Below are 25,199 nucleotides of genomic sequence, written 5' to 3'. Positions count from 1 at the left end.
GACACATCAAAAAACGCGCCCGACGGCTTCCCATCGGGCGCGTTTCCTATTCGGGCCAAATAAATTGTGTGCGGCCGGCCTCGCCGCCATCGATCAGCAGGCTCTGCCCGGTCATAAACCGGTTGGTCACGCCCACAAAGTAAATCCACTCGGCGATCTCTTGGGCGGTGGCCCAGCGCTTAAGCGGCGTGAGCTCCATAATCTGGTTCCACAGGTGCTCGTCTTCCATCACGCAACGGTTGAGCGGCGTGATAACGCCGCCCGGGTCCACACTGTTGGCGATGGCCTGCGGTGCCAGGCGGTTTGCAAGGTTCTTGGTGTAGGCGATAACGCCGCCCTTGCTGGCGGCATAGGCGGGAAACTCCGATCCCGTATGTCCGCTCGCGGACCCCACATTGACCACGGATTTGATAGTCGGCGCCGGCTTGGCGGCAAGCCCCTCTCCCACAAAGGCGTAGCGCTCGGTCACGTTGATGGTGCCACACAGGTTGGCGGCGATATCGTCGGCCGAATCCTGCGTACCGGCAACGTTCACGATTACCTGAGGCTCAAGGTCGCCTGGAAACGAGTTAGGCTCGCGTACATCAACGATCAGATGGCGGTAGCGCTCGTGCTCGACCGCCGCCGGCAGCAGGTCAAAGCCCACGACCTCGTGGCCCTCGTCCAAAAAGCGCTGCACGCACGCGGCTCCGATACCGCCCGAAGCGCCCGTGATCAAAACCCGCATACTTGCTCCTTAGGCGGTTGCGTGGCGCTCGAGGTACTCGGCGCCCACATTCTCGCGCTCCCAGCCGCGCACGACCTTGTAGCCCACGGGGCTCAGGAAGACCTCGCACAGCAGCTCGGCAACAGCGCCGGTCAGCGAGCACATAAGGACCTGCACCCAGGTCCAACCAAAGAACGTATGGCTCACCACAATGGCAAAGACCAGGTTGTCGATAAACTGGCCAACGCCCGTGGACACATAGGAGCGGAAGGCAAAGCTCGCAAAGTTATTCTTTTTGAGCATACGGCCGAGCGACTGGTTGAGCGTGGAGTTAACCACGGCAGAAACGAGCATTGCCAACGAAGAGCCCAGCACCACGTACCAGGTGCCGCCGATGGTGGCGTTAAGGGCAGTGTTGACCTCGATCATGCCCGTGTCGTAGTAAGCGCCCCACATGCCGGGCGTGAGCGAGCACGCCCAAAAGCACAGGCTCACGGCCAGGTTGACCAGCAACGCGAGGATAGAGATTTTGATGGATGCCTTGGCGCCAAAGCGCTTACAGATCATGTCCTGGCACAAAAACGAAACCCAGCTCACCACAAAGCCGCAGTCGAGCGCCAGATACGGCAGGCTGATAAGTTCTTTGTTGGCCAGCAGGTTCATCATGATGACGCTCACGAAAAACAGCGAAACCGTTGCCGCGGGAATGCTCCGCAACAGGACCTTATAGTCCTCCATGACCTTCTTGATCATTATGTACTCCTTTGGTTTTAGGTTTAACGAGCAGGATATCGGACCCGAACTGCTCGGACGCCCCGGTCTTGAGACGACGGTGGGTATGATAGCCGCTCACACGGCATCAGGCAAGCAAGCGGCGCGGCAGCCCCACAGGGCCACCGCGCCGATGCGTTAAAACGCTACGTTGCCAAACTCCGACAGGATCAGGTCGGGATTGTGGTCGGTTGCCCAGTCCACGTTCCACGGGCTCGTGAACAGCAGCAGCTTACCGCCGCGCATGTCCTCGACGCGCAGGGTGTCGCGCGTGAGCGAAAGGCCCGGGATATCGATGGTGTCGGGGTCGTTCTGGATCCAGCGGATGTCCGTATAGGGCAGCGGCTGGCGACGGACCTCAACACGGTACTCGGCCTTAAGACGGCGCTCGAGCACCTCAAACTGCAGCACGCCGACCACGCCCACGATGACGCTCTCCATGCCGGCACCCAGCTCGCGGAAGATCTGGATGGCACCCTCCTGGGCAAGCTCCTCCATACCCTTCACAAACTGCTTGCGCTTGAGCGTGTCGACCTGCGTAATGCGAGCGAACATCTCGGGAGCAAACGTCGGGATCTGCGGATACTGCACGTGGCGCTTGCCGGAGCACACGGTGTCGCCGATGCTAAAGATACCCGGATCGAACAGGCCCACGATATCGCCCGCGTACGCCTCGTCCACGATGGCGCGGTCGTCGGCCATCATCGACGTGCCCGTGGCAAGCTTGAGTTTGCGGTTGCCCTGCACGTGAAAGGCGTCCATGCCACGCTCGAACTTGCCCGAACAAATGCGCACAAAGGCGATACGGTCACGGTGGTTCTTGTCCATGTTGGCCTGGATCTTAAACACAAAGCCGCTAAAGTCGTCGCGGCAGGGGTCGACCGGCTCGCTGGTGAGCGTATCGGTATAGGCGCGCGGCGTCGGGGCCAGACGCAGGAACTCCTTGAGGAAGGGCTCCACGCCAAAGTTGGTGAGCGCCGAGCCAAAGAACGCCGGGCTCAGCTTGCCGCAGGCCACAGCATCCAAGTCGAGCTCGTCGCCGGCGCCATCGAGCAGCTCGATATCGTCCATCAGGTTCTTGTGGTTTTCCTCGCCGATAAGCTCGTCCATGGCGGGGTCGCCCAGCTCGGCCTCGACCTCGGCGACCTTCTTGGTGGCGTTGGCGTGACCATCGCCCTCAAAGGCGATAACGCGACGGGTCTGACGATCGAACACGCCGCGGAAGTTGCGGCCGCTGCCGATCGGCCAATTCATGGGATACGTATTGATACCCAGGACATTCTCGATCTCTTCCATGAGCTCAAACGGATCGCGAGCCTCGTGGTCGAGCTTGTTCACAAAGGTGAAGATGGGAATGTGACGCAGTGTGCAGACCTTAAAGAGCTTTTTGGTCTGGGCCTCGACGCCCTTAGCGCCGTCGATGACCATGACTGCGGCGTCGGCGGCCATAAGGGTACGGTAGGTATCCTCCGAGAAGTCCTGGTGGCCGGGGGTATCGAGGATGTTGACGCAGGCGCCATTATAGGTGAACTGCAGCACCGAGGAGGTAACGGAAATGCCGCGCTCCTTCTCGATGTCCATCCAGTCCGAGACGGCGTGCTTGGCCGAGCTCTTGCCCTTGACCGAGCCGGCAGTCTGGATGCTGCCGGTATAGAGCAGCAGCTTCTCGGTAAGCGTGGTCTTACCGGCGTCCGGGTGGCTGATGATCGCGAATGTGCGGCGCGACGAGATTTCATCCGACAGGCTTGCCATGCGGATCCTTTCTTGCATTGAGTGCATTACGTCGATGTAACCGCATTATTGTAGCCGCGAAATCCCGATCTAGGGCGCCTATCAGGACAAATTCATCAGTCAGGGCCCGGGCAGCCGGCCCAATCCGAATTTGTCTCTTGCGTAACTGTGCATAGTGTATATATACTGTGCTTACCGGTTATATACACGTGTAGCCCAACAGCTAAGGAGCCGCTGTGGACATCATCCTATCCAATTCGAGCGACAAGCCCATCTACGAGCAAATAGCCTCGCAAGTCAAAGCTCAGATCCTTTCGGGCACGCTCACGGCGGGGGCCAAACTCCCCAGCATCCGTGCACTCGCGAGCGATCTTGGCGTGAGCGTCATCACCACCAAGCGCGCTTACGCCGACCTGGAGCAACTCGGCTTTATCTGCACCGTGCAGGGCAAAGGCTGCTTTGTCGCCGAGGGCAACCAAGAACTCTTGCGCGAAAACCAGCTCTGCCATATCGAAGAGCTACTTGCGAAAGCGGCGAGCCAAGCCGAAGCTCTGGGCGTCACGCGCGGCAAACTACACGAGATGCTCGACCTTATAGCCCCCGAAACCATGCAGTAACCATCTGCAAGAAAGGCTATGCCATGCAAACCTTGCTAGAACTCAAAGGTGTATCGCGCCGCGTGAGCGACCGCTTTTCGCTACGCGATGTCACGCTTGCCGTAGAGCCCGGCCAAATCGTCGGCTTTGTGGGCGCAAACGGCGCCGGCAAGACAACGACCATTCGCGCCGCGCTCGGGCTTATAAAGCTCGATGCCGGCGAGGTGCACCTGTTTGGGCAGCGCTATGGCGCCGACGCGCCCGACGAGACTCAGCGCCACCTGCGCTCCCGCATCGGCCTTGTCCTGGACACGTGTCCCTTCCCCTCCACGCTCAAGGTGGGCCAGGTCGAGAGGCTCGTAGGCCCGGCATATCCCACATGGAGCTGCGAAACGTTCGCCGGATTCATCGACCGATTTGGCCTCGATCCCAAAACGAAGGTCAAGGACCTCTCCCGCGGCATGGGCATGAAGCTGCAGCTCGCCTGTGCGCTCAGCCACAATGCCAAGCTGCTCGTTTTGGACGAAGCCACCGCAGGCCTTGATCCCATGGCGCGCGAGGAACTGCTCGACGAGTTGCTTGCCTTTGTCGCCGACAGCCAGCACAGCGTGCTGCTCTCGAGCCACATTACATCCGACCTCGATCGCACTGCCGACCGCGTCATCTGCATCGATAACGGCTCGATTGTTTTTGACCTACCACGCGAGGACATTACCGACCGAGCCGGCATCGCCCACTGCACCCAAGCACAGGCGTCCGAGCTCATGGCTTGCGTCGAAGGCGCCCGTGCCGCCCACCACGCCTATAGCATGGACGTGCTCGTGCCCAACCGTCGCGATGTGCTCGAGGCCTTCCCCGAGATTCCCTGCGACCGGGCAACCATTGATGACTATCTTCGCCTCATGCTGAAAGGGGCTTCGAAATGAAACGCGCCTTTATGTCTGAGCTCGCCATCGTCCGCACGCTTGTCCCGAGCATTGCGGGAGTCGGCCTGTTCATCTTCGTCGTGCTGACCCTCGCCAACGCATCAGATGGCGATTCTGGTATGAGCGCCGGCGCCTGCGCGGTCAGTGCCATGTCGCCCATCGTGGTCATGAACTCGCTGGCCGGCTACGACAATCAAAACGGATGGGAGCGCTATCGGGCAACGCTGCCCATCTCGCGCATAGACATCATCTGTGCACGCTACCTGAGCATCATTGTCTTCTCGGCCGTCATGGCGTGCGCCGCCGCGCTTCTGGGCATCGTCTCTATCCCGCTCTTCAACAGCGCGGGCATGCCCTCGACGGGACAAACCGTCTTTGAGACCACAATAGCCTCCGCCGCATCGATGCTCATCTCCCTCATGATGGTGTTTCTGGCACAGCCGCTGTTCTTTCGATTTGGACACATGGAGGCGCTGCGCTTTTCCGTCGGCCTGTTCGCCCTGCTCGGATGCCTTGCCATGGCCACGCTGAGCTCCTCCAACCCCATCAGCAACTGGCTCATGTCGATTGCCGGAGCGAATCCCGATCCTGCCGTCCTCGGCTGCCTGTGTGCGGGCATCGCGGTATTGGCCCTCGTGCTATGTGCACTTAGCTGCATCGTCAGCACCAAGGTCTACCGGGCACGCGACCTGTAGGCGGGCGAATCTCGACCCACGCAGGTCGCAATCGGCCACAATCGCGCCCCTCAAATCCGTGACAAATGGCATATCCCCGGCCCGTGCGCAACGTTCTATAATCAAAACGTCACGGGCCTCGGCCCAATTTCGATCATCCAAGGGGATGTCTTTTTGGTCATTGTTCTTTAGGGAACGGTCAATCGCATACAAATTGAAAACGGCCGTCTTGCGGCCGTGGTTTGTTGCGCCGTTCCGCCTCCGTCATCTGCCACATATGCACCTGATAGGAAAGAACAATGAACTCTGCAAAATCTCAATCCTTCCCAAAAGCCACCAGCTTCGACGCGGCACTCGTACGCTCTAAGATTATGGGGCCGAACCCCCTCAAGCTCTGCGAAGAGCTCCTTTGCGGTGCGAATATCCCACGCGGCGCCCGCGTCTGCGACCTTGGGTCGGGCACCGGCATTACCAGCGCCCTGCTTGCCCGCGAATACGGATTTGACACCTACGCCGTCGATCTGTGGAGCGACCCCGTCGAGAACCGCGCGTTCTTTGATTCGCTCGACATTCCCCGCGACACGATTCACCCTGTTAAGGCGGACGCCTCACAGGGACTGCCGTTTGAGCACGACTTTTTTGATGCGGTCGTGAGCATCGACTCGTACAACTACTACGGCCGCGACCCACGCTATCTGGGCGAGTTCCTGCTCCCCTACGTAAAGCAAGGCGGGATGCTCTACTTAAGCATCCCCGGCATGGTTCGCGACTGCCACGGCAACCTGCCCGCCTGCCTGCTCAAATCCTGGGCACCCGAGCAGCTCGACTATATGCACGACATAGCCTGGTGGCGCGCCATGATCGAGCCGACCCCCGGCGTCGAGATTGTCTCGATGCAGCCTATGCTCTGCACGGACGAAGCGTGGGAAGACTGGCTCGCCTGCGACAACGAGTACGCAGCAGGCGACCGCGCTGCCGTTGAAGCCGGCGCGCTCGAATACCTCAACACCATCGCCATCGTGCTGAGAAAGTTCTAAACAATAGCCGCGCGAGCCGTAAACAAACGGCCTCGCGCGGCTTCTTTAAAACAAGTTCTGAACAACCGTAAAGCGCAATACGCTACTTGCGCAGCGGCTTGGGCAGCGGAATGCCGGCGGCGATGGCTGCGGCGATGATCATGCAGACAATGCCCTTGAGCGGGAAGCACATAAGCAGCAGGCCCACGACCATGACGGGCTGACGCATAACGGCGCCCATCGTCGAGGCCGTACAGACGGCGACGCAAAAGACCGGATCGGCGCCGGTGAGGATGGCAAGGCCATAGCCCAGGCTTACGCCCGAGAAGATAACCGGGAAGAAGTGGCCGCCACGCCAACCAAGGTTGATGAGGGCGGGCGTCAGCATGGCCTTAACAAGACCGGTCGCGATAAGCACGCCGGCGGGAATGGTCAGATAGGTTTCCATGAGCACGTCGGCCTGGGTCTCGCCGGCAAACATGGTGTAGGGCAGGACCGTGCCACAGATGGCGAGCGCCAGACCGGCTAGCATGGCCTTGACGACAGGGCGCTCCCCTATGGCATGGGACAGCGCCTCGCTCGCGTGCTCCGAGACAAAGTACAGCCAACCGCAAACGGTGCCGATGAGCGCCAGCGGAACGAGCCAGGTAAACTCCAGGTTGCCCACCACGGCAGCCTCGAACCTCGGCATACCCATGCCGCCGCCCATGAGCTGGCCGAGCAGCAGGTAGGTGCCCAGACCGCCGGCAATCGCAATGCCGTAGACCACCGTCTTTTGCGCCTTGGGCAGCTTGATGGTGATCTCGCCGGATGCGGACTCATCGTCGGCGCCTTCGCCCTGGCCGTCGGCGCTACCGGCGAGCGGCGCCACAAAGCCAAAGACGGGCGCGGTAAAGAGCGCCGTCAGCGCGGCCTGGGTGCCCAGCAGCGTGAGCTCCCTAAACTCGGCGCCAAAGCGACGCATGCGATCGCCGACCCAGCTGCACAGACCCGCGATAACGCCGGTCAGGCCGGCCTCCGGTCCAATGCTTCCGCCAAACAGCAGCGGCAGCAATGCCGCGAGCGAAAGCTTGCCCAGGCTGTCATACGGGTAGCATCCGTCTTGCTTAACCTTAGCCATCACCTGGTTGAGGTCATCGGTCTTGGTGCCCGTAAGCTTTTCGTACAGACCGATCAGCAGGCCGCCCAGCAAGCAGACAAAAAACGGGTACGGCAGAAAGCCAAACGGGCCGCTGGCAAGCTCGGGCGAAGCGACGCCCAGCGCGTGTGGAATCTCGGTCCATAGATAGTCGATACCGTGCTCCATCGCAAAGAAGAATAGCCAGACTGCAGCACCCGCGAGTGCACCGGTCACGGCAACGCTGACCAAAAACAGCGCACGGTTTGTGGGTTTGGCAAGGTTATCCATCGGGTCCTCCCGCGGTCAAAGTCGACATAGATACATTTTATTGTAGAGCGCGCGTTGCCCGAACGAGCCAACCACCTGCGCCGCAAACGGCACCATTGGGAGTCATAGTGGGGCAGGCTCAAGACTTATCCGTTGATAATCGAGGCAATCTCACGCAAATCGTCGGCAAAGTAGATGCCGAGCTGGCGCCTCGAGCTCGAAAGCCCCTTATCAATCATGTGCCCGAGCAGCGCCTTGAGGTCGTTGTAGTAACCGTCCAGGTTATACAGGATGCATGGCGCACTCAGATGCCCCAGCGACACGGCCGACATGACCTCGGCAATCTCCTCGAGCGTGCCCGTGCCACCCGGGAAGGCGACGAACGCGTCACCGAGCTCAATCATCTTGGCCTTGCGCTCGGCCATATCACTCGTCACGATGAGGTCGTCGATGCCATCGTGCTGAAACTCGGCCTCGATAAAAAAGCTCGGCTCCACGCCCGTCACATGACCGCCAGCATCGAGCACGCTATCGGCGAGCGCACCCATCAGGCCCGATTTGGACCCGCCGTATACCAGCGCGTGCCCGTTAGAGCCAATCCAGTTGCCCAGCTCTTGCACCGCAGGCAAAAATGCTGGGTCGTTACCAACGCTGGCGCCCAGGTATACCGTGATGTTCATATTCAATCCCCTCATCGTGACGCGCGGCGCCCGTTCTAGCGTTGGCGGCGGCGATATTCGCGCACACGGCGCGACAGGTCGGCGAGCTCGTCACGATCGAGCTCTTCCAAATGCTCAAGATCGTCCATAAAGCGCGCCATGGTGTCCTTTTGGCGCAGCTTGATGAGCGTATTGCAGTAGTTCACCGCCACACCCGTGAGCATGGCGATGTAGAAGATGCTGATGACGCTCAGGACGACGGTAATCGCGCGGGCAACCGGCGTCTCGGCCGGAATATCGCCAAAGCCGATGGTCGAGACCGTCTCAAAGCTAAACCACAGGCCATCGCCAAACGTGAGGGTCGTAGGCTCGGACAGCCAGACAGCCGTCGAGCACAGCAGGTAAAAGATAAGAAACAGGCCCGTGATGCGTGCAAAGCCAGCCTGTCGCAGCACATCGGCAAGCGTCCTCAACCTGTTCATTGCGACCCCTTCCACGGACAACCAATCACGTTCGCTCGGTATTGTCCCACAACCGGCAGTTAGGGACGTTCCTTTTGTGCCGGTAGAAAGGGACTGTCCCCAACTGCCGGGCGGGACCGTTTAGCGGTGCAGCTGCCGACTGGGCAGGCTGAGCTGGTATCCTTATGCGGTAATGTCTCGATTCGTTAGGATTGCATGTGAGAGCTTCCGCTGTCCTTCGTTCAGTTATATATCGCGCCCTGGCCATTGTGCTTGCCGCGCTTGCCGTGCTGAGTTCTATCGCGCCTGCCCAGGCTTTTGCCGATGACTCTAGTCAGCCAGTCAAAACGGTCCGCGTTGGTTGGCTCGTCAACAATGAGGGCTTCCAGGACGGCACCCCCGGCGAGCGTCTCTCGGGATGGGGTTACGAGTACCTCCAGACCCTCTCGTACTACACACCCGGCTGGCAGTACGAATACGTCTCCGGCACCTTCACCGAGCTTATGGAGAAGCTCGAAGCCGGCGAGATTGACCTCATGCCAAACATCTCCTACTCCGAAGAACGCGCCCAAAAACTGCTCTTCTCGTCGAACCCCGAGGGCACCGAACGCTACTACATCTACGCTAGGCCCGACCGTGACGACCTCGCAAAGGGTGACCCTCAAGCACTCCAAGGTCTCACTATCGGTTTCAACCCCGGCGTCATGCAAACCATCGTTGGCCAGCAATGGCTCGCCAACGAGGGCATTACCTGTACCTATAAGGAAATCAGCAGTAACGGCGACCTTTTCGATGCGCTGGCAAACGGCGAGGTCGACGCCATCGTCATGAATGACACGACCTCGTCGCCCAACGCCTCCCCCATGTTCTACATTGGTTCGAGCGACTACTACTTTGCCGTTCCCAAAAGCCGCCCCGACCTGATGAACGACATCAATGCTGCCATGACGGCAATCGCTCGCGTCAACCCACGCTATAACGACGAAGTCAAATCTAGCTACTCGACCCAAAACAGCGGTTCATCATCGCTCAACGGCCCCGAATGTTCTTGGCTCAAAGCAAACAACAACACCATCACGCTCGGCTACATTACGGGCAAACTCCCCTACTGCAACGAGGACGAAGACGGCGAAATGGAAGGATCGCTCGCATCGCTTGCGACGACGCTACACGATAAATTTGGCATTACGGTCAAAACCGTCGCCTTTGATAGCTACAAGATGATGTCAAAGGCTCTGTCAAAGGGAAGTATAGACGTTGCGCTGCCGGTATACCGAGATTACTGGTTTGCCGAGCAAACAGGCGTTGTGCAGTCGATATCGTTGGGGACCATATCCCTCACCGCCATCCACACCGGCAGCAACCTGAACAAAGACCTTCAGAACATCGCCTGTACCAAATCATCGTTTGTCAACAAAAATGCACTTGAAAGTCTGTTCCCCACAGCGACCGTAACCGAATACCAATCCGACGATGAAGCGTTCGATGCCCTCAGGAAGGGAACGGCGCGCTGCATCGTCGCTCCCAGTTCACGCGTAAAAACCATCGGTGACCGTTACGATCTCGAGGACTGCGAGACGACCGAGCTCCCTGACACCTGTGAGCTCTCATGCTGGATTTCGCGCGGAAAACCCGAGCTGTTGGGAATCATCAACAAGGGCATCATCAATGCCGGAGAATCGCTCTCCGCAAGCAATTTCTCCTCCACGTCGTACACGGCCCAGGAATCCAACACGCTTCAATTCCTTTATCGCAACCGCACCGCCATTGCAGCTGCCCTCATCGGTATGTTGTCGGTCGGCGTCGTCCTGCTCATCTGGGCGCTCGTGCGCGCTCGAACCGAGCGCAAAAAAGCCGATGCTGCCAACGCCGCTAAGACGGCATTCCTCACGCGCATGAGCCACGACATCCGCACGCCGCTCAACGGCATCCTGGGCCTTATCGAGATCGAGGAATTGAAGGAAGGCGATATGCAAGTCGCCCGCGAGAGCCGTGCCAAGGCGCGCGTTGCCGCCAATCACCTGCTCTCGCTGATCAACGACATCCTCGAGATGGGAAAAATCGAAGACCGCAAGCTAACACTGGAACATGCGCCTTTTAACCTCAAAGAGCTCTGTGACGATACGCTGGTGCTGTGCAAGCTCCGCGCGTCCAGTAACGGCATCACAATGCAGGACAATAGTCTGCCGTACGCCACGGGGCCATACATGATCGGCAGTCCCACCCATATCCGACAGATCATGATCAACCTGTTAGACAACAGCATTAAGTACAACAAGCACGGCGGCTCCGTCACCTTTAGTTCAAAGACCAAGCCACTCGATGATGGACGCGCGCTCTTTTGCTTTAGCGTTTCGGATACCGGCATTGGCATGGCTCCCGAGTTTTTAAAGCATATCTATGAGCCGTTTGCCCAAGAAGGTGACGATGCGCGCAGCAAGTTCCAGGGAACCGGCATGGGCATGCCAATCGTCAAGTCGCTTATTGAACTGATGGGCGGCACCATCGAAGTCAGCAGCGAACTCCATGTGGGCACCACGTTCTACGTGGAAATTCCGCTCGATATCGACAAGAACCCCCGGGCGCGGGCGAATACGGTCGAGAGGGCGCTCGACTGCTCGCTCGCCGACATGAACGTGCTGCTCGCCGAAGACAACGAATTGAATGCCGAGATTGCCCAGACGCTGCTAGAATCCGAGGGCGTCGTGGTCACCCGCGCCGTCAACGGCAACGAAGTCGTCGATCTGTACCTGTCTCATCCCGCCGGCAGCTTCGATGCGATCCTGATGGACATTATGATGCCGGACATGGACGGTTACGAGGCAACCCGCGCGATTCGCCTGAGCGAGAAGGTCGATGCAGCCGATATCCCCATCATCGCGCTCACCGCCAATGCCTTTGCCGAGGACGCCAAGGCGGCACACGACGCCGGCATGAACGCCCATCTGTCCAAACCGCTCGACTTTAACAAGCTCAAAAACATACTCGCCCGCATCAAGAAAAACGGATCCGTTTCGCTATAGTTTGTGCTCAACCACCACGCACGACCAGAAAGGAAGCCAACGATGTTTAGGCCCTTACGTCGAAAGAAACGCGCCATCACTGACGAGGAAGCGCGCGAACTGCTCGCTACCTGCAAGCGCGGCGTCTTTGCCGTCAACGGCGACGATGGCTACCCGTACGCCATTCCCGTCAACTACTTCTTCGATGCCGAGCACGACAAGATTTATTTCCATGGCGCCAAAGCCGGCCACAAGGTCGACGCACTCAAGCGCGATGACAAGGTCTGCTTTACCGTTTACGGAAACGAGTGGTACCAGGACGGCGACTGGGCTCCCTACGTTATGAGTACCGTTGTCTTTGGTCGTTGTCGCCTGGTAGATGAGGCGCCTGCGTTTATCGAGGACAAAGTCCGTCAGCTCGCGCTTAGGTACTACCCTTCTGCCGAAGAAGTCGAGGAGGAGATCGCCAAAGACATCAAGGGCGTCCAGCTTTACGAGATTACGATTGAGCATCTCTGCGGTAAGCAGATTCACGAAAAGTAAGCCCCTCAGCAAGCCTCATCAATAGCAATATGGCCCGGTTCCAACCCACCTTGAAACCGGGCCATATGCTTATGAAGCGTCGGCGGCTATGTGCGCAAGCGCCTCAACGAGCTCCTGCGAACTCACTGGTTTACTCAGGTGCGCGTTCATGCCCGCCTCACGCGAAAGCCTGCGATCGTCGGCAAAGGCGTTGGCGCTCACGGCGATGATCGGCGTGGTCGCGGCATCATCGCGATCGAGTGCTCGAATCCGACGCGTGGCCTCAAGGCCATCGATACCGGGCATCATGATGTCCATCAACACCACGTCGTACTCGTGAGGCGCGCTCGCGGCAAACATCTCGACGGCAGACTCACCATCCTTAGCATGCGTCACGACGGCACCGGCACGGGCGAGCGTAAACTGTGCAATCTCGGCATTCAGGTCGTTATCCTCTACGAGCAAAACACGCAAGCCCTGGAGCGCATCGCCGTCGCCCGCGTCCACGCGCACAGCCTGAGGAATCTCGGAGCGCTTGCACTTCTCAAACGGCAGACGGATGGTAAACGTCGTCCCCTGCCCCAAGACGCTCGTAAAACTCATGGTTCCGCCCATAAGCTCGACCAACTGTTTAGCAATAGGCGCACCCAGGCCAGTTCCCGATGAAGCGCCTTCCACCTGCTGCTCCTCGCGACAAAACGGCTCGTAGAGGTGCTGTTGGAACTCCTCGCTCATGCCAATACCGTTATCGGCGATCGTGTATTCATAGACAGGAACGCCATCCGCTGGCTCCACCTCGCGGCACACCAGGCGAACATAGCCGCCCCGGCGGTTGTACTTGACGGCATTGCCGGCAATATTGAGCAACAAGCGCTTGAGGTGCGTCACGCTCACCCGCGCATAGGGATGATTAAGCGTCTGCTGATCGCAGATAATTGTCACCAGGCGTTCCTCGGCCTGGCGCTCCAGAATATCGCGCACCTCGTGGTTGAGGGTCACCAAATTTGTGGGAACAAGCTCCAGGTCGACCTGCCCGCTCTCCAGGCGACTCATATCCAGGGCCTCATTCGCAAGGTCGAGCAGCAGTCCCGATGCCGTCCAGATCTTTGAGCGGCACTCGGTCTGCTTTTGCAGATCGTCCGCATTGGCATCGCCGACCTCAACCATACCGCGGATGCCGTTGATGGGCGTGCGCAGATCGTGGCTCATGCGACGCAGGAACTCCGTCTTTGCCGAGTTGGCAGACGAGGCCTCACGCGCCGCCTTTGCCAGCTTGTCGCCATAGTCGCGCTCCTGCTGCAGCAAGTCCGTCAAACGTCGACGATCAGCGCGGCGACGCACCATCACAACAGTGGCTACAACACCGCTGTAGAGCACCAGCACGCCGGCAGCAACAACCGCGACGACCTCAAAGTAGCGCTGCGCCGAGGCATAGGTGTACACGTAGAATTTTTGCGCTTTGCCGTATGTGCCCAAATACCACTCGCCGTTGACGTTGACCAGTCGGACTTTACTGGGCAGGCATCGATCCTTAATTTCGTCGACAATGATGGCGTCCGTCGCGGGCAGGTCGAACACGCCCAATACGGTGGGTTCGACGGCATTGGTCGCAACGACCTTGCCATCGTTTTCGATCACGATATTGCCGCTATCGATAGTTTCATAACCTTCGAGCAGACTCTGCAGTTTGAGCGTATTGCTTGCAACCGCCTTCGCGCTCTGATGCCTTACCGCGATAACGATACCCTCGCCATCCTGCCGGGTCACGCAACCAATGTCTGCAACCGAGTCATCCGCAAGCGTAATACGATCGGTATAAGACTTAAGCGGATGGGTTGCCACCTCCAACACGGGCGCTTCTTTGAGATACATAGCAAGCGACTCATAACCCACGTTATCCGTCGAGGACTCGGACACCAAGTTGCCCGATGCGTCCGTCACGATCAGCGCACTCACGTTGAACTGGTCAGCATATTGCTCCAGCGCGGCGTTATCCACCGAGCCGTCGCGCTCCATATCGCGCGCCACCTCTCCGGCGATCTCCATCACGCGAATCAGGTTTTTGGTCGTATAGGCGCTATTGAATGCATCGTAGGAAAGGCTCTGCGTCGCCACGTAATCGACAACGTCGGCAAATCGCTGCTCGGCCTGGGCTGTCGTGTAACCGTAGCTCATCATGCCGGCAACAACCGAGAGCGCTATCCCCAACAGGGCGGCAATGAGCCATACCCATGCCGAACGATCGCCCCGCTCCTGAGCGGTGTAGTCGGGCGCATCGATCATGACAGGCCCTCCATATTCAAAAATGGTGTAGGGTCATCAAAGTACTTTGATACCAGGCGTTCCATGGTGCCATCGGCAAGCATTTCTTGGTAGGCATGGGTGAGCTTAACGTCGATGCCGCGCGTATCGTTGATATCGAAAGCGGTGCCCAAACCAACCTCCAGCAGCGGCTCGTTCAGAATGCGATACGTCACGCCATAGTCTTTTTCATAGGTGAGCAGCGAGGACTCATGTGCGGCGATAGCGTCGACCAGGCCCTCGACGAGCGCCGGGTTCAGGTATGAGCGGTCCGAGAAGCTGTAGAGCTCCTTGATTTGCGGAACATTTTCATTGGTACGGTTGAGCAAAATGCCCTCGGGCTTGGTGGTGGACTGCACCCCCACGACCCTGCCCTCAAGATCGGCGAGCGTGTAGATGTCGCTTTCGGGATTGACCGCGACCACCTGGCGGCTCGCAAGGTACGGGCCGGCCCAACGATATTCGCTTTCGCGACCCGTCATGCTAAAGCTGCCCATGACGCAATCGAGCTCGCCGCTCGCCAGCAGCTCTTTCTTCTTTTCCCAGTCGATCAGCTGGTATTTTGGCTTGTAACCAATGCGGGCCAACGCCTCGGTCAATATCTCGACATCCAGGCCAACGATATCGCCATACTCGTCGGTATACACAAACGGTGGATAGAGGTCGCTGCCGACGTTGAGCGTCTTAAGGTCGTCGTCTTTGACTTGCGAGGCGTCCAGTTCTCCTAATGCAGACGTCGAGGCTCCGTCATTCGACCCGGAACAGCCGGCTATCGCTACGACAAAGGCACACGCTACCGCAAGCGCAACAAACAACGATATGGCAACCGAGCGGCGAGGTCTTTTCATCGAGCTCCAGACGATCCTGCTTACAGACTGAAATGGTTAAAAATAATAGCAAATGAAACCACTCGAGCGCCCAATGGTTACAGACGCCTTACCATACGGGGCCTTCCAGCCGACGCGGCAGAAGGCCCCGTATGCATCGCCCGCTTACCGTGCATTAAAAACGTAGCGGTCCAGGCGGTCGCACGCCTCCCTAACGCGCGAAAGCGGCAGCGCCAGATTCACGCGAATGTGGCAGGGTCCGTGGAACGGGCGGCCGTCCTGATACCCCACGCCCACGCGCGCCCCCTCGTCGAGCAGCCACTGAATATCGCGGCCATGCTCGCGGCACCACTCGGTGCAGTCCAGAAACACCATGTAGGTGCCCTGCGGACGCGAATAGGACACGCCCTCAAAATGCTTGTCCACGTAATTGCAGAAGTAGTCGACGTTGCCCTCGATGACCTCATTGAGCTCATCGAGCCACTCGTAGCCTTGCGGCTGGTAGGCACCGATAAGCGCATGCATGGAGAGGACATTCATCTCGTTGTAGTGGGTCTTGTTGGACACGGCGCACACGCGGTCGCGCAGCGTCTCGTTATAGATGATGTGGTAGCTGCCGACCAGGCCCGCCAGGTTAAACGTCTTGCTGGGCGCATAGAGGGCAACCGTGCGCATGCGGGCATCCTCGCTCACCGACTGCGTCGGGATATGCTTGTGATCCGGCAGGATGATATCGGACCAAATCTCATCCGAGATCACCACGCAATCGTGCTGGCGATAGATGTCCATGGCGCGCTCGATCTCGTCGCGCTCCCATACGCGGCCGCAGGGATTGTGCGGCGAGCAGAACACCGCGGCGTGGATGTGGTTTTGGGCGAGCTTTCGCTCCATGTCCTCAAAGTCCATGCGCCACACGCCCCGATCGTCGAGCTTAAGCGGGCTGTGGACAATGCGATAGCCCGCGGCTTCGATAGACTTGGTAAAGCCAATGTAGGTGGGGCTGTGGACCAGTACCGCATCGCCCGGCTGGACATACGCGCGCAGCGTCGACACGACACCGCCCAGCACGCCGTTTTCGTAGCCGATGTGCTCAGGGCGCAGGCCCTCGACGCCATTGCGGCGACTCTGCCATTCGATGATGCGGCCGAAATACTCGGGGCGCGGATTGAAATAGCCAAACATGGGGTGCTGGGCACGCTGAATGATGTACTCCTGGACCGTGGGCACCGTGGCGAAGTTCATGTCCGCCACCCACATGGGGATGCGGTCGAAGCCCTCGTCAGGTGCGTTCGGAGCCATGCCGGGGATCTCACCCCAGGAGTCAACGGCGATGGCGTCCATGCCGTGGCGGTCGATGATTGAAGTGAAGTCGTATTTCATGCTGAGCTCCCGTGCAAAGCGGATTGTTTTGGTAGGCGTTATTGTCCACCAGCATGGGCGGTTTTGGCATGGGGTTTGGCGTTGTTTTTGACGGATACGGACGGATGGCCGGTTAGTCCCGCGCGTCGCTGATGGCGGCTACCGTCAACCTGGCTCCGTCGACGGTAAAAGACACGTCGAGTCCGGCGTATGCCAAGTGATAAATGCGGTTTGGCTCGTGCTTGCTACCTGCGCGGCGCGGATCTTGGCGAAGAACCTCAACCAAGCCAGGAAGCTTTGTAGGCGGAACCATATCCTGCAGCGCTTGCGGAAACTCGACGTCGAGCTCTTGCCACGGCGCATCCTCAATCCAGCCGCCGGTCGCATCCGGGTGGCAATCCGCAAACGGAATGTAGGGCTTAATGTCGTAGATGGGCGTGCCGTCGCGCAGGTCGGCTCCCAACACATGGATGATCGGACCATCGTCGGTGAGTTCGACACGATTGAGCTTGACGCAGGTGAGCCCGATGGGATTGGGGCGAAACGGACTGCGCGTGGCAAACACGCCCACGCGCTCGGCTCCGCCCAGACGCGGCGGACGCACGGTCTTCGACCACTTGGCGTTGGTACCGGACCTGTCCTGCGTTTTGGCATCGACGGCGATGTCTTCCGCCGTGCCGCCGGGCGTTCCGTTTTCAAAACGCCACAGCAGCCATAGATGAGAGAAAGAGTCCAGGCCCTCAACCGCTGCATTGGAGGCAAATTCCGGCTCAAAGATGATGCGCCCCTGCAGGTGAGGCGCCAAAAAGCTGTTGCGCGGGATGCCGAACTTCTGCGGCAGGTCGGTATGTATGTGTGCAATAGGTTCCATGCCGGTCATTGTACGGCATGAAGGTGTGGGGCGTTGCGCGCAATTCTTCGCCGCGGTCCCCGTCGTGCAACCAACGGTTGCTTGGAAGGGTGCCGGCTGCCGCGTATGCTTAAGCCATCAACCAGCAGAAAGGAGCCGTTATGGCCTTCGCAGAAAAGCTCATTGCTGTCCGTCGCGCCCATCGCCTTACCCAGGAGCAGCTCGCCGCCAAACTCTTCGTCACACGCCAAGCCGTCAGCCGTTGGGAGCGCGGCGAAGTCACCCCTGGCATCGACATGATGAAGCTCATCGCCGCCGTGACCGGCGAGCCTCTGTCCCATCTGCTCGAAATGCCCGAGCACTATTGCCAGAGCTGCGGCATGATACTCACGCCCGACGACTGCGGCACCGATGCCCACGGCGCCACGACCGACCATTACTGCAAGTGGTGCTACGACCACGGCAAGTACACCTACGAGACCACGATGGAGACGATGATTGAGGATTGTGCCCCGCGCCTGGCACAAAACACCGGCATGTCGCTCGACGAAGCCGTCTCGCTTATGGGCGCTGTCCTGCCGCAACTGGAGCGCTGGCGTACCGTGCAGGAAAACGAGGAGCGCTACGGTACCGAGGCGCGGGCGCGCTATGGCGACGAGGCCGTCGATGCAGCAAACGAGGCACTGCTGGACATGGACCCCGAGACATGGAACGACATGAAGGAACTTGAACGCGCTATTCTGGGCCAGCTCTCGATCGCCATGGGCGACGGCGAACCGGATGGAAGCGAGGCGCGCAAGCTTGTCGCAATGCACCGTCGATGGATAGCTCTCAACTGGGGCAGCGAGCCCCAAGACGAGGCATATCTGGGGCTCGCCCACGGCTACCTCGCCGATCAGCGCTTTATCGACTACTACGACAAGCCCTGCGGCGCCGGCGCCACGGCGCTTCTGGTTCAGGCGATCGAGTCGTCGTTGACGCGCGCATAGACCACGGCGGCTTTGGGTATCTCAACCGAAACCTCAACCGATTGGAGACACCATGGCTACTGATCATGAACTCGCGCTCTACGTTATGACCGGCTGCCCGTATTGCATAAAGGTCAAGCGCTTTTTGGCCGATAACGGCGTGGCCATCCCTGAGCGCAACATCTCGACCGACCCCGATGCCGAGCAGACGCTCATCGCCGTCGGCGGAAAACGCCAGGTTCCCTGCCTGTTCATCGACGGCAAACCACTCTACGAATCGAGTGACATCATCACCTGGGCACAGAAGAACCTGCTCTAGCGTGTTATTGCGGTCGGCCCGCCCCAACGCACAAACCCATACGGCACAAACATGTACGTCAGCATCCAAAGTCGACATTTTCCGACATCTTTGGATGCTGCCGTACAGCTTTTTGCGTGGGCCCCTCACAGCCACTCATTGGGGACGCACTTAAATGAGTAGGTAGGGATTCAGTTTCTCAAATTTATAGAACATATGTTTGCTCTCTGTGTTATACTCATCCCAAGGCATGAGACTGGTCGAGAGCTCCTGTGGAGGTCCCCAATGACACGCTGGAGCGAGCTCAGTAAGTAAGATCGGTGGTTACTGCACTCGTCCATCTCAGACAGGCTGCGCTCCTGTTCGCCGTCGCCATCAAAGAACGGCACTCACAACCAAACGTTTCCGTTATCCGTGAGTCACACAGGAGTGCATCGTTATGGCAAAACAATTATCAACCCAAAATATCATCGAGCCTGCACTGCCAGATGAAGAATATGTCTACACGTCTGTCAGAAAAACCCTCGAGCACGCTCGTTCCCACGTTGAACGTGTCATCAACTCGACGATGGTCGAGGCATATAAGGACAATACGGCCCTTTTCTATTAGGTGTCCCTAATTCGAAACACACTATGTCATGAATTGAGTTGGTCTCGCCATCGAAGACTGATGAAGACGAGTCCACCGACCCCTAGAGCCACGCGCGAGGCAGCAGTGGAAAAGACAGTCGACCCCTTTATTTAGAGCAAGACGAGAGGAATTAGACATGGGATACCAAGAATCACTGATTCGAGTAAGCAGCTTGGCAGAAATCGCCGGTATAGAGAAGGCCATTGCCGAATCCGAAGAAGTCCAAACCCTAGAGTATCTCGTATGTGTTTGTGGAGCCAAAGCCAAAGTCGACCTTTACCGCGACAACACCTTCACGGCGTCTCGACCTCTTAGCGACATCAAACCCAACGAGGAACCGATTATAAGGGCTGGGGACCTATTTGCCGTCGTCGCGGGTGCAAGACTGTATCAACCTTTTCTCTGGATCGACTGCATCGCAGGAATCTCCGATCCAGGATACGAGAAGCTCATGGAAGACTTTCCGCTTGATGTCCCACGGCAAGAGGCAATCATCCATCCAGACGAAGCAAAAAAGGCAGAAATATTCATGAGAAGAAGCCTGAACCAAAGCTATACCCGTGTCATGCGAGGCGAACACCCCATTCAGCTTCCAGAAGAATTCATCAACCCACCTGACCCCAATCTGAAATCCCCATTGGCTAGCTAACCAAAACAGTCTGCTTAGCCCTATTAACTGCTTGTATTTTTGTCTACAAAACTGTATACAAAAAGAGATTCCGAGAACCAACACTCGCCATTATGTCGATCGATTGGAGGCACTATGGACGCTAAGCAGCTCGAGAAGATGATGGGGTTTGCCCCCGGAGAGTTGGAGAAAGCCGCGGAGGCATACGAAAAAGATGAGTGGCCGAAGGGCCGCACCATCAAGCTGGGAAGGCCGTCGATTTCCGATGAGCCAAGCGTTGTTTTATCGGCACGTGTGGGTGAGTCGGTTCTTGATGCGTTTGACGAGAAGGCAAAGCGCCATGGGCAAACACGCACGGAGCGACTCAGAGAGCTCATCACGCTCGATGCAATGATTGCCTAGACTCAACTCCCCCGCCGACCCAAACATATACGCCAGCATCCAAAGTCGACATTTTTTGACATCTTTGGATGCTGGCGTACTGCTTTTTGCAACATAGTCATTGGGGACGTTCTTAAATGACTAGTCGTTAAAGAACGTCCAACGACTAACTAGCCGTGGAAGCGGGCTATGGGTGCAAGTGGCTGCTCGCGAAAGACGCGCTCGACGGCGGCGCGGTATTCGTCGACCTTTTTGGTCTTACGTACGAGCTTGTGAACGGTAGCGGGGTCAGCGAAAGCGCACTTGGCGTAGAACCACCACTCCTTCATACGAAAGACCGCATTGCCGCCAATCTCATCCGCATAGGCTGCGAACAGCGTGTCGTGGAAGCGCTGCAGCTCGGCTGCCGTGGCAGCAGAACCGCCGTTGACTATACGAGCCAGAGCGGGGTTCGCGAGCAGGCCACGCCCCAACATCACATGGCGCGTGTCGGGATAGGCCTCTACCAGCGCATCCATATCCTCAAGATCAAAAATGTCACCGTTATAGGCGACCGGAAACGGCGCACGCTCCAGCGTTTCGCCATAGAACTCCTTGCGCGGCGAGCCCGTATAGCGGTCCTTTTGCACGCGCGGGTGCACAATCAGCTCTGCCAGCGGCATGCGGCAATACAGATCGAGCACGCGCTCGTATTCGTCGTCGCTCTCCAGCCCCAGCCTGGTCTTGACCGATACCGGCAACGGCGACCGCTCGCACACATCGCTCAAGAACACCTCGAGCTCGTCGAGATTGCGCAAGAAACCCGAGCCCTTGCCCTTGGCGACAACCGTTCCCGAAGGGCAACCCAAGTTGAGGTTGACCTCGCGATAGCCCATGTCGGCAAGCACCTGCGCCGCCCACACAAACTCGTCCGCGTTCTTGGACATCAGCTGAGGCACCACGTTGAGCCCCTGGTTGTTGGCAGGATCGATCTCCTTAAACGCCTTGCCACCAAAACGATTGCCAACCCGCGGCGGCGGCAAAAACGGCGTGTAATAGCAGTCGAGCGCACCAAAGCACTCCGCATGCACGCGGCGGAACACATGCCCGGTAATCCCCTCCATAGGGGCCAGCGAAAGGATCATCTACTCTTCTCTCATATCAACGGACGTGACAAAGGGACTGTCCCTTTGTCACATTATTCGGAGCGCAGGGCTTCCACGGGGTCCTTTTTGGATGCACTGCGGGCCGGCAGCAGACCGGCGACGACCGTCAGCAGCACCGAAATCGCGATGAGCACCAGCGCATCCTGCACGGGCAGGCTCATCAGGTTGGGGACCTGTTTGGCCGCAAGCGCCCAAGCATTGACCGGGAAGCTCACGGCCACTACGACGACAATAGCAAAGACGCCGGCAATGAGGCCCTCGATAAAGGTCTCGGCATTGAATACGTTGGCCACGTTGCGCTTTGACGCGCCGATCGCGCGCAGGATGCCAATCTCCTTTTTGCGCTCCAGCACGCTGATGTAGGTGATGATGCCGATCATGATGGAGCTCACCACCAGGCTGATACTCACGAATGCGATGAGCACCAAGCTGATGGTGTTCACGATGTCGGTCACCGAGCCCATGATGATGCCCATGTAGTCGGTGTACGAGATTGCCTGTTCATCGTGACCAGCGGCTTTGACCTGCTTGTTGTACGCATCGATGTGATCGAGCACGCGCTCTTTGGCCTCAAAGTCGCGCGGGAAAATCTTAACCGAGATGGGGTCTGCCTCATCCGCATAGCCCAACGTGGTCAGATTGTTGTCGTAGGTGAGCTTCGAAGCCTTGGCATAGCTCATCATGAGCGAACTCAGGTCCTCGGCGTCCATGTTGAAATGGATGGCACGAGCAAAGGCACTCGCATCCACACGCATAGCGCTCGCCAGGTTGGCAAAACTCGAAGACATCTGCGTCGCCATCTGGTCCATAAGTCCCGCTGCACCCGCCTTGAGCTGGGACGATACCGTCGTCGCAATCTGCTCGCTAATTGTCTTCATCACCTGATCCATAGCCTGCTGCAGATACGGAGCCAGCTGCTTTTGCACATAGTCGGTCATCGCGTACTGCAGGCGCTCTGCCAGGGCATCGCCGCCGAGCGCTTTGAGCTGGACCAGGATTTGCTGGGCCGCGGCATCATTCTCAAGATACGTCGAGAACGCGGCGGCGAGCTTCGACGCGTCGTTAAGATCTTCGGGCGACAGCGCCTTAAACTGATCAGACTGCAAAAAGCCCTCAAACAGCTGGTTGGCAAGCGTTCCCGCCTGCTGCATTTGCTCGGGTGTGAGTTCCAGACCGTCAAAGATGCCCGAGAAATCTGGGGCCGGTGCTTTTGCCATGATGTCGCTGAAGTCGATGCCCCTTCCAACGCCCGAAAGGTCAATGTCCAGCCCGGACAAGTCGATACCAGAAAGGTCCATACCGCCGGCAGCGCCCGAGAGCGCAGACGTATCGAACGAGAACGCGCTCTTGAGCGCCGCCTCGTCCACACTGAACATGCTGCCCAGATCCACTCCTTGTTTGGCCTCGCCTTGCAGTTCGTCGAAAGTTTTGCCCGTAAAGACATCCGTCTCGGGGTGGGCAAGTTGCTCCTGAACAATCTGCGAATCGGTGGCGCGCTCCATAAGCTGGCGAGTTAGTGCATGCGTATAGGCAATGCCCGGAGACAATGCACTCGCATTGGCCGTCTCGTTAGGTCGCACCACGCCCACAATGCGCACGTCAATACCGTCGGCAACCTTGGCGGCCATAAAGTCGGCGTCACCAGACATGTCGGTCCACATGCCGGTCTCTTCGTTTTTACGATAGGCATCGGCCGGCGACAGCACCTTAAACGTCGTGGACAGCGCATCGTCGTAGGTAAAGTCGGTGCCGGTCTCGGGCGTTTCGACCCCACCGTCGGCCGCCATGGCGCTGTTAACCAGGTCGTTGAGCTCATCGATATCCAGCGCACCGATGCTGTAGAGCGTGTAATCGCCCACCGTGCCGCGGCTCGAAAGCACCATCACGGCTTCGTTAGCAGACGTAGGCCAATGCCCCGCCACGACATCGTACTGGCTGTCGAGCAGGCTCTGGTCGTCAATCATCTCGTTAAAGACCGAGGTTCCCATGGACTCCATGCTCACCGTCGCCGCCGAACTCGCGCCGCCGCTCATGGCCTCAGTCATAGCGTTAGGCACCAGCCGGACAGGCTTCTCATCGCCCTTGCCGGCACGATAGACAACCGGCGTCACACCATAGCCGTACTGAATGGCGTTGACTTCTTTATCGATGCCATCGCCACCGGCATCGAGCCATGCCTTGAAGCTCGTCATGTCGTTGGACTTAACACTTGCAAACATATCCTTTACGGCCGTGACCACGGGAATCTTATCGGTCCCCCGAGCCTTGCCGCCGGCACTGTCGTCGGACGAATCCGCGTTTTCAGGCGAGCCATCATCCACAGCCCCCTGTCCGCCCATCATGGACGACAGGTCGTAATCCTGCTTGGAGATCGTAAGCGGGTAACTCGAGAGCGTATCCTCCTCGACCTTTTTGATGTAATTGTTCACGCCATTGGAAAGCGCCAGGATCGCCGCGATGCCGATAATGCCAATCGACCCCGCAAAGGCCGTCATGGCCGTACGGCCCTTCTTGGTCATGAGGTTTCGGGCAGAAAGCCCCAGCGCTGTCACAAAGCTCATCGAGGTTTTGCGCGTAGGCTTGGCCTCGCGGCGCGTGGCCTTGGCAACATCAAAAGGATCGGAATCGTCAGTGATCTTGCCGTCCGCTAGGTTGACGATGCGCGTAGCGTACTTGTACGCCAGCTCGGGATTGTGCGTGACCATGATGACCAGGCGGTCGCGCGCCACGTCCTTGAGCAGATCCATGACCTGCACGGATGTCGTTGAGTCTAAGGCGCCGGTCGGCTCGTCGGCCAGCACGATCTCGGGATCGTTGATCAGGGCACGGGCAATGGCCACGCGCTGCATCTGCCCACCCGACAGCTGACTCGGACGCTTGTTAACGTGCTCGCCCAGGCCGACTTTCTCCAACGCCTCGCGCGCACGCTGGCGGCGCTCGACATGCCCCACGCCCGTGAGCGTCAGCGCCAGCTCCACGTTTTCCAAAATGGTCTGATGCGGAATGAGGTTATAGCTCTGGAACACAAAGCCGATGCGGTTGTTGCGGTAGGCATCCCAATCGCGATCGTGAAAGTCTTTGGTCGAAATACCGTCGATCAGCAGGTCGCCAGAATCGAAATGATCGAGCCCACCGATAACGTTGAGCATCGTAGTTTTACCCGACCCCGAAGGTCCCAGAATGGCCACGAACTCGTTATCGCGAAAAGCCAGGCTCACGTTATCGAGCGCCACCTGCGTAAACGACTGCGTGACGTACCTTTTGCAAATACCTTTGAGCTCCAGCATGGACGGCAACCTCTCCCGCGCGGGCACTCTGCCCGCTCTCCCCCGCCGTTCGTATTCGACGCGTTTGTCCTAC

General features: G+C 58.5%; 23 protein-coding genes. 11 read left to right on the top strand and 12 right to left on the bottom strand.

Annotated elements, in window-relative coordinates:
• Positions 1–46: 46 nt before the first annotated feature.
• The 3 genes from CSV91_RS00265 to CSV91_RS00255 all read right to left on the bottom strand — a co-directional run bounded on the left by CSV91_RS00265 (position 47) and on the right by CSV91_RS00255 (position 3,229).
• Positions 47–727, bottom strand: coding sequence for an SDR family NAD(P)-dependent oxidoreductase (locus CSV91_RS00265; protein ID WP_099431346.1), 681 nt, complete (start codon positions 725–727; stop codon positions 47–49).
• A gap of 9 nt (positions 728–736) precedes the next feature.
• Positions 737–1,459 (bottom strand): VUT family protein, encoded by a 723-nt coding sequence (locus CSV91_RS00260; RefSeq protein WP_226812554.1) that lies wholly within the window; start codon positions 1,457–1,459, stop codon positions 737–739.
• Positions 1,460–1,615: 156 nt separating this feature from the next.
• Entirely contained in the window at positions 1,616–3,229 is a 1,614-nt protein-coding gene (locus CSV91_RS00255) for a peptide chain release factor 3 (RefSeq protein ID WP_055252215.1), read from the bottom strand.
• 215 nt (positions 3,230–3,444) lie between these two features.
• On the opposite strand from CSV91_RS00255, the gene CSV91_RS00250 reads away from it, so the two are divergent.
• The 4 genes from CSV91_RS00250 to CSV91_RS00235 all read left to right on the top strand — a co-directional run bounded on the left by CSV91_RS00250 (position 3,445) and on the right by CSV91_RS00235 (position 6,441).
• Positions 3,445–3,825: a GntR family transcriptional regulator gene (locus tag CSV91_RS00250; RefSeq protein WP_099431345.1), complete on the top strand. Its 381-nt coding sequence runs from the start codon at positions 3,445–3,447 to the stop codon at positions 3,823–3,825.
• Positions 3,826–3,848: 23 nt separating this feature from the next.
• Complete coding sequence (locus CSV91_RS00245) at positions 3,849–4,730, top strand: ABC transporter ATP-binding protein (RefSeq protein ID WP_099431344.1); 882 nt, start codon at positions 3,849–3,851, stop codon at positions 4,728–4,730.
• A complete protein-coding gene (locus CSV91_RS00240) occupies positions 4,727–5,425 on the top strand; it encodes an ABC-2 transporter permease (RefSeq protein WP_099431343.1) in 699 nt (232 codons plus the stop codon). The genes CSV91_RS00245 and CSV91_RS00240 overlap by 4 nt, the downstream gene beginning before the upstream one ends.
• A gap of 278 nt (positions 5,426–5,703) precedes the next feature.
• Positions 5,704–6,441, top strand: a complete 738-nt coding sequence (locus tag CSV91_RS00235; protein WP_099431342.1) for an SAM-dependent methyltransferase — start codon at positions 5,704–5,706, stop codon at positions 6,439–6,441.
• Between the two features lie 82 nt (positions 6,442–6,523).
• Here CSV91_RS00235 and CSV91_RS00230 read toward each other — a convergent pair whose 3' ends face one another.
• From CSV91_RS00230 to CSV91_RS00220, 3 genes are all read right to left on the bottom strand, one after another.
• Positions 6,524–7,828: a chloride channel protein gene (locus CSV91_RS00230; RefSeq protein ID WP_099431341.1), complete on the bottom strand. Its 1,305-nt coding sequence runs from the start codon at positions 7,826–7,828 to the stop codon at positions 6,524–6,526.
• Positions 7,829–7,953: 125 nt separating this feature from the next.
• A complete protein-coding gene (locus CSV91_RS00225; RefSeq protein ID WP_099431340.1) occupies positions 7,954–8,487 on the bottom strand; it encodes an LOG family protein in 534 nt (177 codons plus the stop codon).
• A gap of 35 nt (positions 8,488–8,522) precedes the next feature.
• Positions 8,523–8,948: a potassium channel family protein gene (locus tag CSV91_RS00220; protein WP_099431339.1), complete on the bottom strand. Its 426-nt coding sequence runs from the start codon at positions 8,946–8,948 to the stop codon at positions 8,523–8,525.
• Between the two features lie 197 nt (positions 8,949–9,145).
• Between CSV91_RS00220 and CSV91_RS00215 the strand changes: the two genes are divergently transcribed.
• Positions 9,146–11,950 (top strand): ATP-binding protein, encoded by a 2,805-nt coding sequence (locus CSV91_RS00215; RefSeq protein WP_172622412.1) that lies wholly within the window; start codon positions 9,146–9,148, stop codon positions 11,948–11,950.
• A 42-nt stretch (positions 11,951–11,992) separates the two neighbouring features.
• Positions 11,993–12,472 carry a pyridoxamine 5'-phosphate oxidase family protein gene (locus CSV91_RS00210; RefSeq protein WP_099431337.1) on the top strand — a complete coding sequence of 160 codons (480 nt, stop codon included), beginning with the start codon at positions 11,993–11,995 and terminating at the stop codon, positions 12,470–12,472.
• A 69-nt stretch (positions 12,473–12,541) separates the two neighbouring features.
• Here the strand turns inward: CSV91_RS00210 and CSV91_RS00205 are convergent, their stop codons facing one another.
• The 4 genes from CSV91_RS00205 to tsaA all read right to left on the bottom strand — a co-directional run bounded on the left by CSV91_RS00205 (position 12,542) and on the right by tsaA (position 17,809).
• The gene (locus CSV91_RS00205) at positions 12,542–14,734 is read right to left on the bottom strand and encodes a hybrid sensor histidine kinase/response regulator (RefSeq protein WP_099431336.1); all 2,193 of its coding nucleotides are present in this window, start codon (positions 14,732–14,734) and stop codon (positions 12,542–12,544) included.
• Positions 14,731–15,600: a substrate-binding periplasmic protein gene (locus CSV91_RS00200; protein WP_099431335.1), complete on the bottom strand. Its 870-nt coding sequence runs from the start codon at positions 15,598–15,600 to the stop codon at positions 14,731–14,733. The genes CSV91_RS00205 and CSV91_RS00200 overlap by 4 nt, the downstream gene beginning before the upstream one ends.
• Before the next feature lie 144 nt (positions 15,601–15,744).
• Positions 15,745–16,959 (bottom strand): MalY/PatB family protein, encoded by a 1,215-nt coding sequence (locus CSV91_RS00195; protein WP_099431334.1) that lies wholly within the window; start codon positions 16,957–16,959, stop codon positions 15,745–15,747.
• A 112-nt stretch (positions 16,960–17,071) separates the two neighbouring features.
• A complete protein-coding gene (tsaA, locus tag CSV91_RS00190) occupies positions 17,072–17,809 on the bottom strand; it encodes a tRNA (N6-threonylcarbamoyladenosine(37)-N6)-methyltransferase TrmO (RefSeq protein ID WP_232049514.1) in 738 nt (245 codons plus the stop codon).
• Positions 17,810–17,949: 140 nt separating this feature from the next.
• On the opposite strand from tsaA, the gene CSV91_RS00185 reads away from it, so the two are divergent.
• From CSV91_RS00185 to CSV91_RS00170, 5 genes are all read left to right on the top strand, one after another.
• Positions 17,950–18,777 (top strand): TipAS antibiotic-recognition domain-containing protein, encoded by an 828-nt coding sequence (locus tag CSV91_RS00185; protein ID WP_099431332.1) that lies wholly within the window; start codon positions 17,950–17,952, stop codon positions 18,775–18,777.
• A 52-nt stretch (positions 18,778–18,829) separates the two neighbouring features.
• On the top strand, positions 18,830–19,075 hold the full coding sequence (locus CSV91_RS00180; RefSeq protein ID WP_099431331.1) for a glutaredoxin family protein: 246 nt from the start codon (positions 18,830–18,832) through the stop codon (positions 19,073–19,075).
• A gap of 418 nt (positions 19,076–19,493) precedes the next feature.
• Complete coding sequence (locus CSV91_RS09990) at positions 19,494–19,664, top strand: hypothetical protein (RefSeq protein WP_157757961.1); 171 nt, start codon at positions 19,494–19,496, stop codon at positions 19,662–19,664.
• 157 nt (positions 19,665–19,821) lie between these two features.
• Complete coding sequence (locus CSV91_RS00175; protein ID WP_099431330.1) at positions 19,822–20,334, top strand: hypothetical protein; 513 nt, start codon at positions 19,822–19,824, stop codon at positions 20,332–20,334.
• 114 nt (positions 20,335–20,448) lie between these two features.
• A complete protein-coding gene (locus CSV91_RS00170) occupies positions 20,449–20,715 on the top strand; it encodes a ribbon-helix-helix protein, CopG family (RefSeq protein WP_099431329.1) in 267 nt (88 codons plus the stop codon).
• Positions 20,716–20,864: 149 nt separating this feature from the next.
• On the opposite strand, the gene CSV91_RS00165 is transcribed toward CSV91_RS00170, so the two are convergent.
• Positions 20,865–21,818 (bottom strand): tRNA dihydrouridine synthase, encoded by a 954-nt coding sequence (locus tag CSV91_RS00165; protein ID WP_099431328.1) that lies wholly within the window; start codon positions 21,816–21,818, stop codon positions 20,865–20,867.
• Positions 21,819–21,871: 53 nt separating this feature from the next.
• On the bottom strand, positions 21,872–25,126 hold the full coding sequence (locus CSV91_RS00160; RefSeq protein WP_099431327.1) for an ABC transporter ATP-binding protein/permease: 3,255 nt from the start codon (positions 25,124–25,126) through the stop codon (positions 21,872–21,874).
• Positions 25,127–25,199 lie beyond the last annotated feature (73 nt).

The sequence above is a fragment of the Collinsella aerofaciens genome (assembly GCF_002736145.1).
In the GTDB taxonomy this organism is placed as follows: Bacteria; Actinomycetota; Coriobacteriia; order Coriobacteriales; family Coriobacteriaceae; genus Collinsella; species Collinsella aerofaciens_A.
Note: the sequence above shows the minus strand (reverse complement) of the source record. Positions and strands in the feature narration are given on the sequence as shown.

Excerpts from the sequence above, each read along its gene's own strand:
- CSV91_RS00255 (WP_055252215.1), bottom strand. The coding sequence starts at position 3,229 with ATGGCAAGCCTGTCGGATGAAATCTCGTCGCGCCGCACATTCGCGATC.
- CSV91_RS00165 (WP_099431328.1), bottom strand. The coding sequence starts at position 21,818 with ATGATCCTTTCGCTGGCCCCTATGGAGGGGATTACCGGGCATGTGTTC.
- CSV91_RS00205 (WP_099431336.1), bottom strand. The coding sequence starts at position 14,734 with ATGATCGATGCGCCCGACTACACCGCTCAGGAGCGGGGCGATCGTTCG.
- CSV91_RS09990 (WP_157757961.1), top strand. The coding sequence starts at position 19,494 with ATGGCAAAACAATTATCAACCCAAAATATCATCGAGCCTGCACTGCCA.
- CSV91_RS00180 (WP_099431331.1), top strand. The coding sequence starts at position 18,830 with ATGGCTACTGATCATGAACTCGCGCTCTACGTTATGACCGGCTGCCCG.
- CSV91_RS00245 (WP_099431344.1), top strand. The coding sequence starts at position 3,849 with ATGCAAACCTTGCTAGAACTCAAAGGTGTATCGCGCCGCGTGAGCGAC.
- CSV91_RS00235 (WP_099431342.1), top strand. The coding sequence starts at position 5,704 with ATGAACTCTGCAAAATCTCAATCCTTCCCAAAAGCCACCAGCTTCGAC.
- CSV91_RS00210 (WP_099431337.1), top strand. The coding sequence starts at position 11,993 with ATGTTTAGGCCCTTACGTCGAAAGAAACGCGCCATCACTGACGAGGAA.
- CSV91_RS00195 (WP_099431334.1), bottom strand. The coding sequence starts at position 16,959 with ATGAAATACGACTTCACTTCAATCATCGACCGCCACGGCATGGACGCC.
- CSV91_RS00260 (WP_226812554.1), bottom strand. The coding sequence starts at position 1,459 with ATGATCAAGAAGGTCATGGAGGACTATAAGGTCCTGTTGCGGAGCATT.
- CSV91_RS00240 (WP_099431343.1), top strand. The coding sequence starts at position 4,727 with ATGAAACGCGCCTTTATGTCTGAGCTCGCCATCGTCCGCACGCTTGTC.
- tsaA (WP_232049514.1), bottom strand. The coding sequence starts at position 17,809 with ATGGAACCTATTGCACACATACATACCGACCTGCCGCAGAAGTTCGGC.
- CSV91_RS00225 (WP_099431340.1), bottom strand. The coding sequence starts at position 8,487 with ATGAACATCACGGTATACCTGGGCGCCAGCGTTGGTAACGACCCAGCA.
- CSV91_RS00265 (WP_099431346.1), bottom strand. The coding sequence starts at position 727 with ATGCGGGTTTTGATCACGGGCGCTTCGGGCGGTATCGGAGCCGCGTGC.
- CSV91_RS00230 (WP_099431341.1), bottom strand. The coding sequence starts at position 7,828 with ATGGATAACCTTGCCAAACCCACAAACCGTGCGCTGTTTTTGGTCAGC.
- CSV91_RS00185 (WP_099431332.1), top strand. The coding sequence starts at position 17,950 with ATGGCCTTCGCAGAAAAGCTCATTGCTGTCCGTCGCGCCCATCGCCTT.
- CSV91_RS00175 (WP_099431330.1), top strand. The coding sequence starts at position 19,822 with ATGGGATACCAAGAATCACTGATTCGAGTAAGCAGCTTGGCAGAAATC.
- CSV91_RS00200 (WP_099431335.1), bottom strand. The coding sequence starts at position 15,600 with ATGAAAAGACCTCGCCGCTCGGTTGCCATATCGTTGTTTGTTGCGCTT.
- CSV91_RS00160 (WP_099431327.1), bottom strand. The coding sequence starts at position 25,126 with ATGCTGGAGCTCAAAGGTATTTGCAAAAGGTACGTCACGCAGTCGTTT.
- CSV91_RS00220 (WP_099431339.1), bottom strand. The coding sequence starts at position 8,948 with ATGAACAGGTTGAGGACGCTTGCCGATGTGCTGCGACAGGCTGGCTTT.
- CSV91_RS00170 (WP_099431329.1), top strand. The coding sequence starts at position 20,449 with ATGGACGCTAAGCAGCTCGAGAAGATGATGGGGTTTGCCCCCGGAGAG.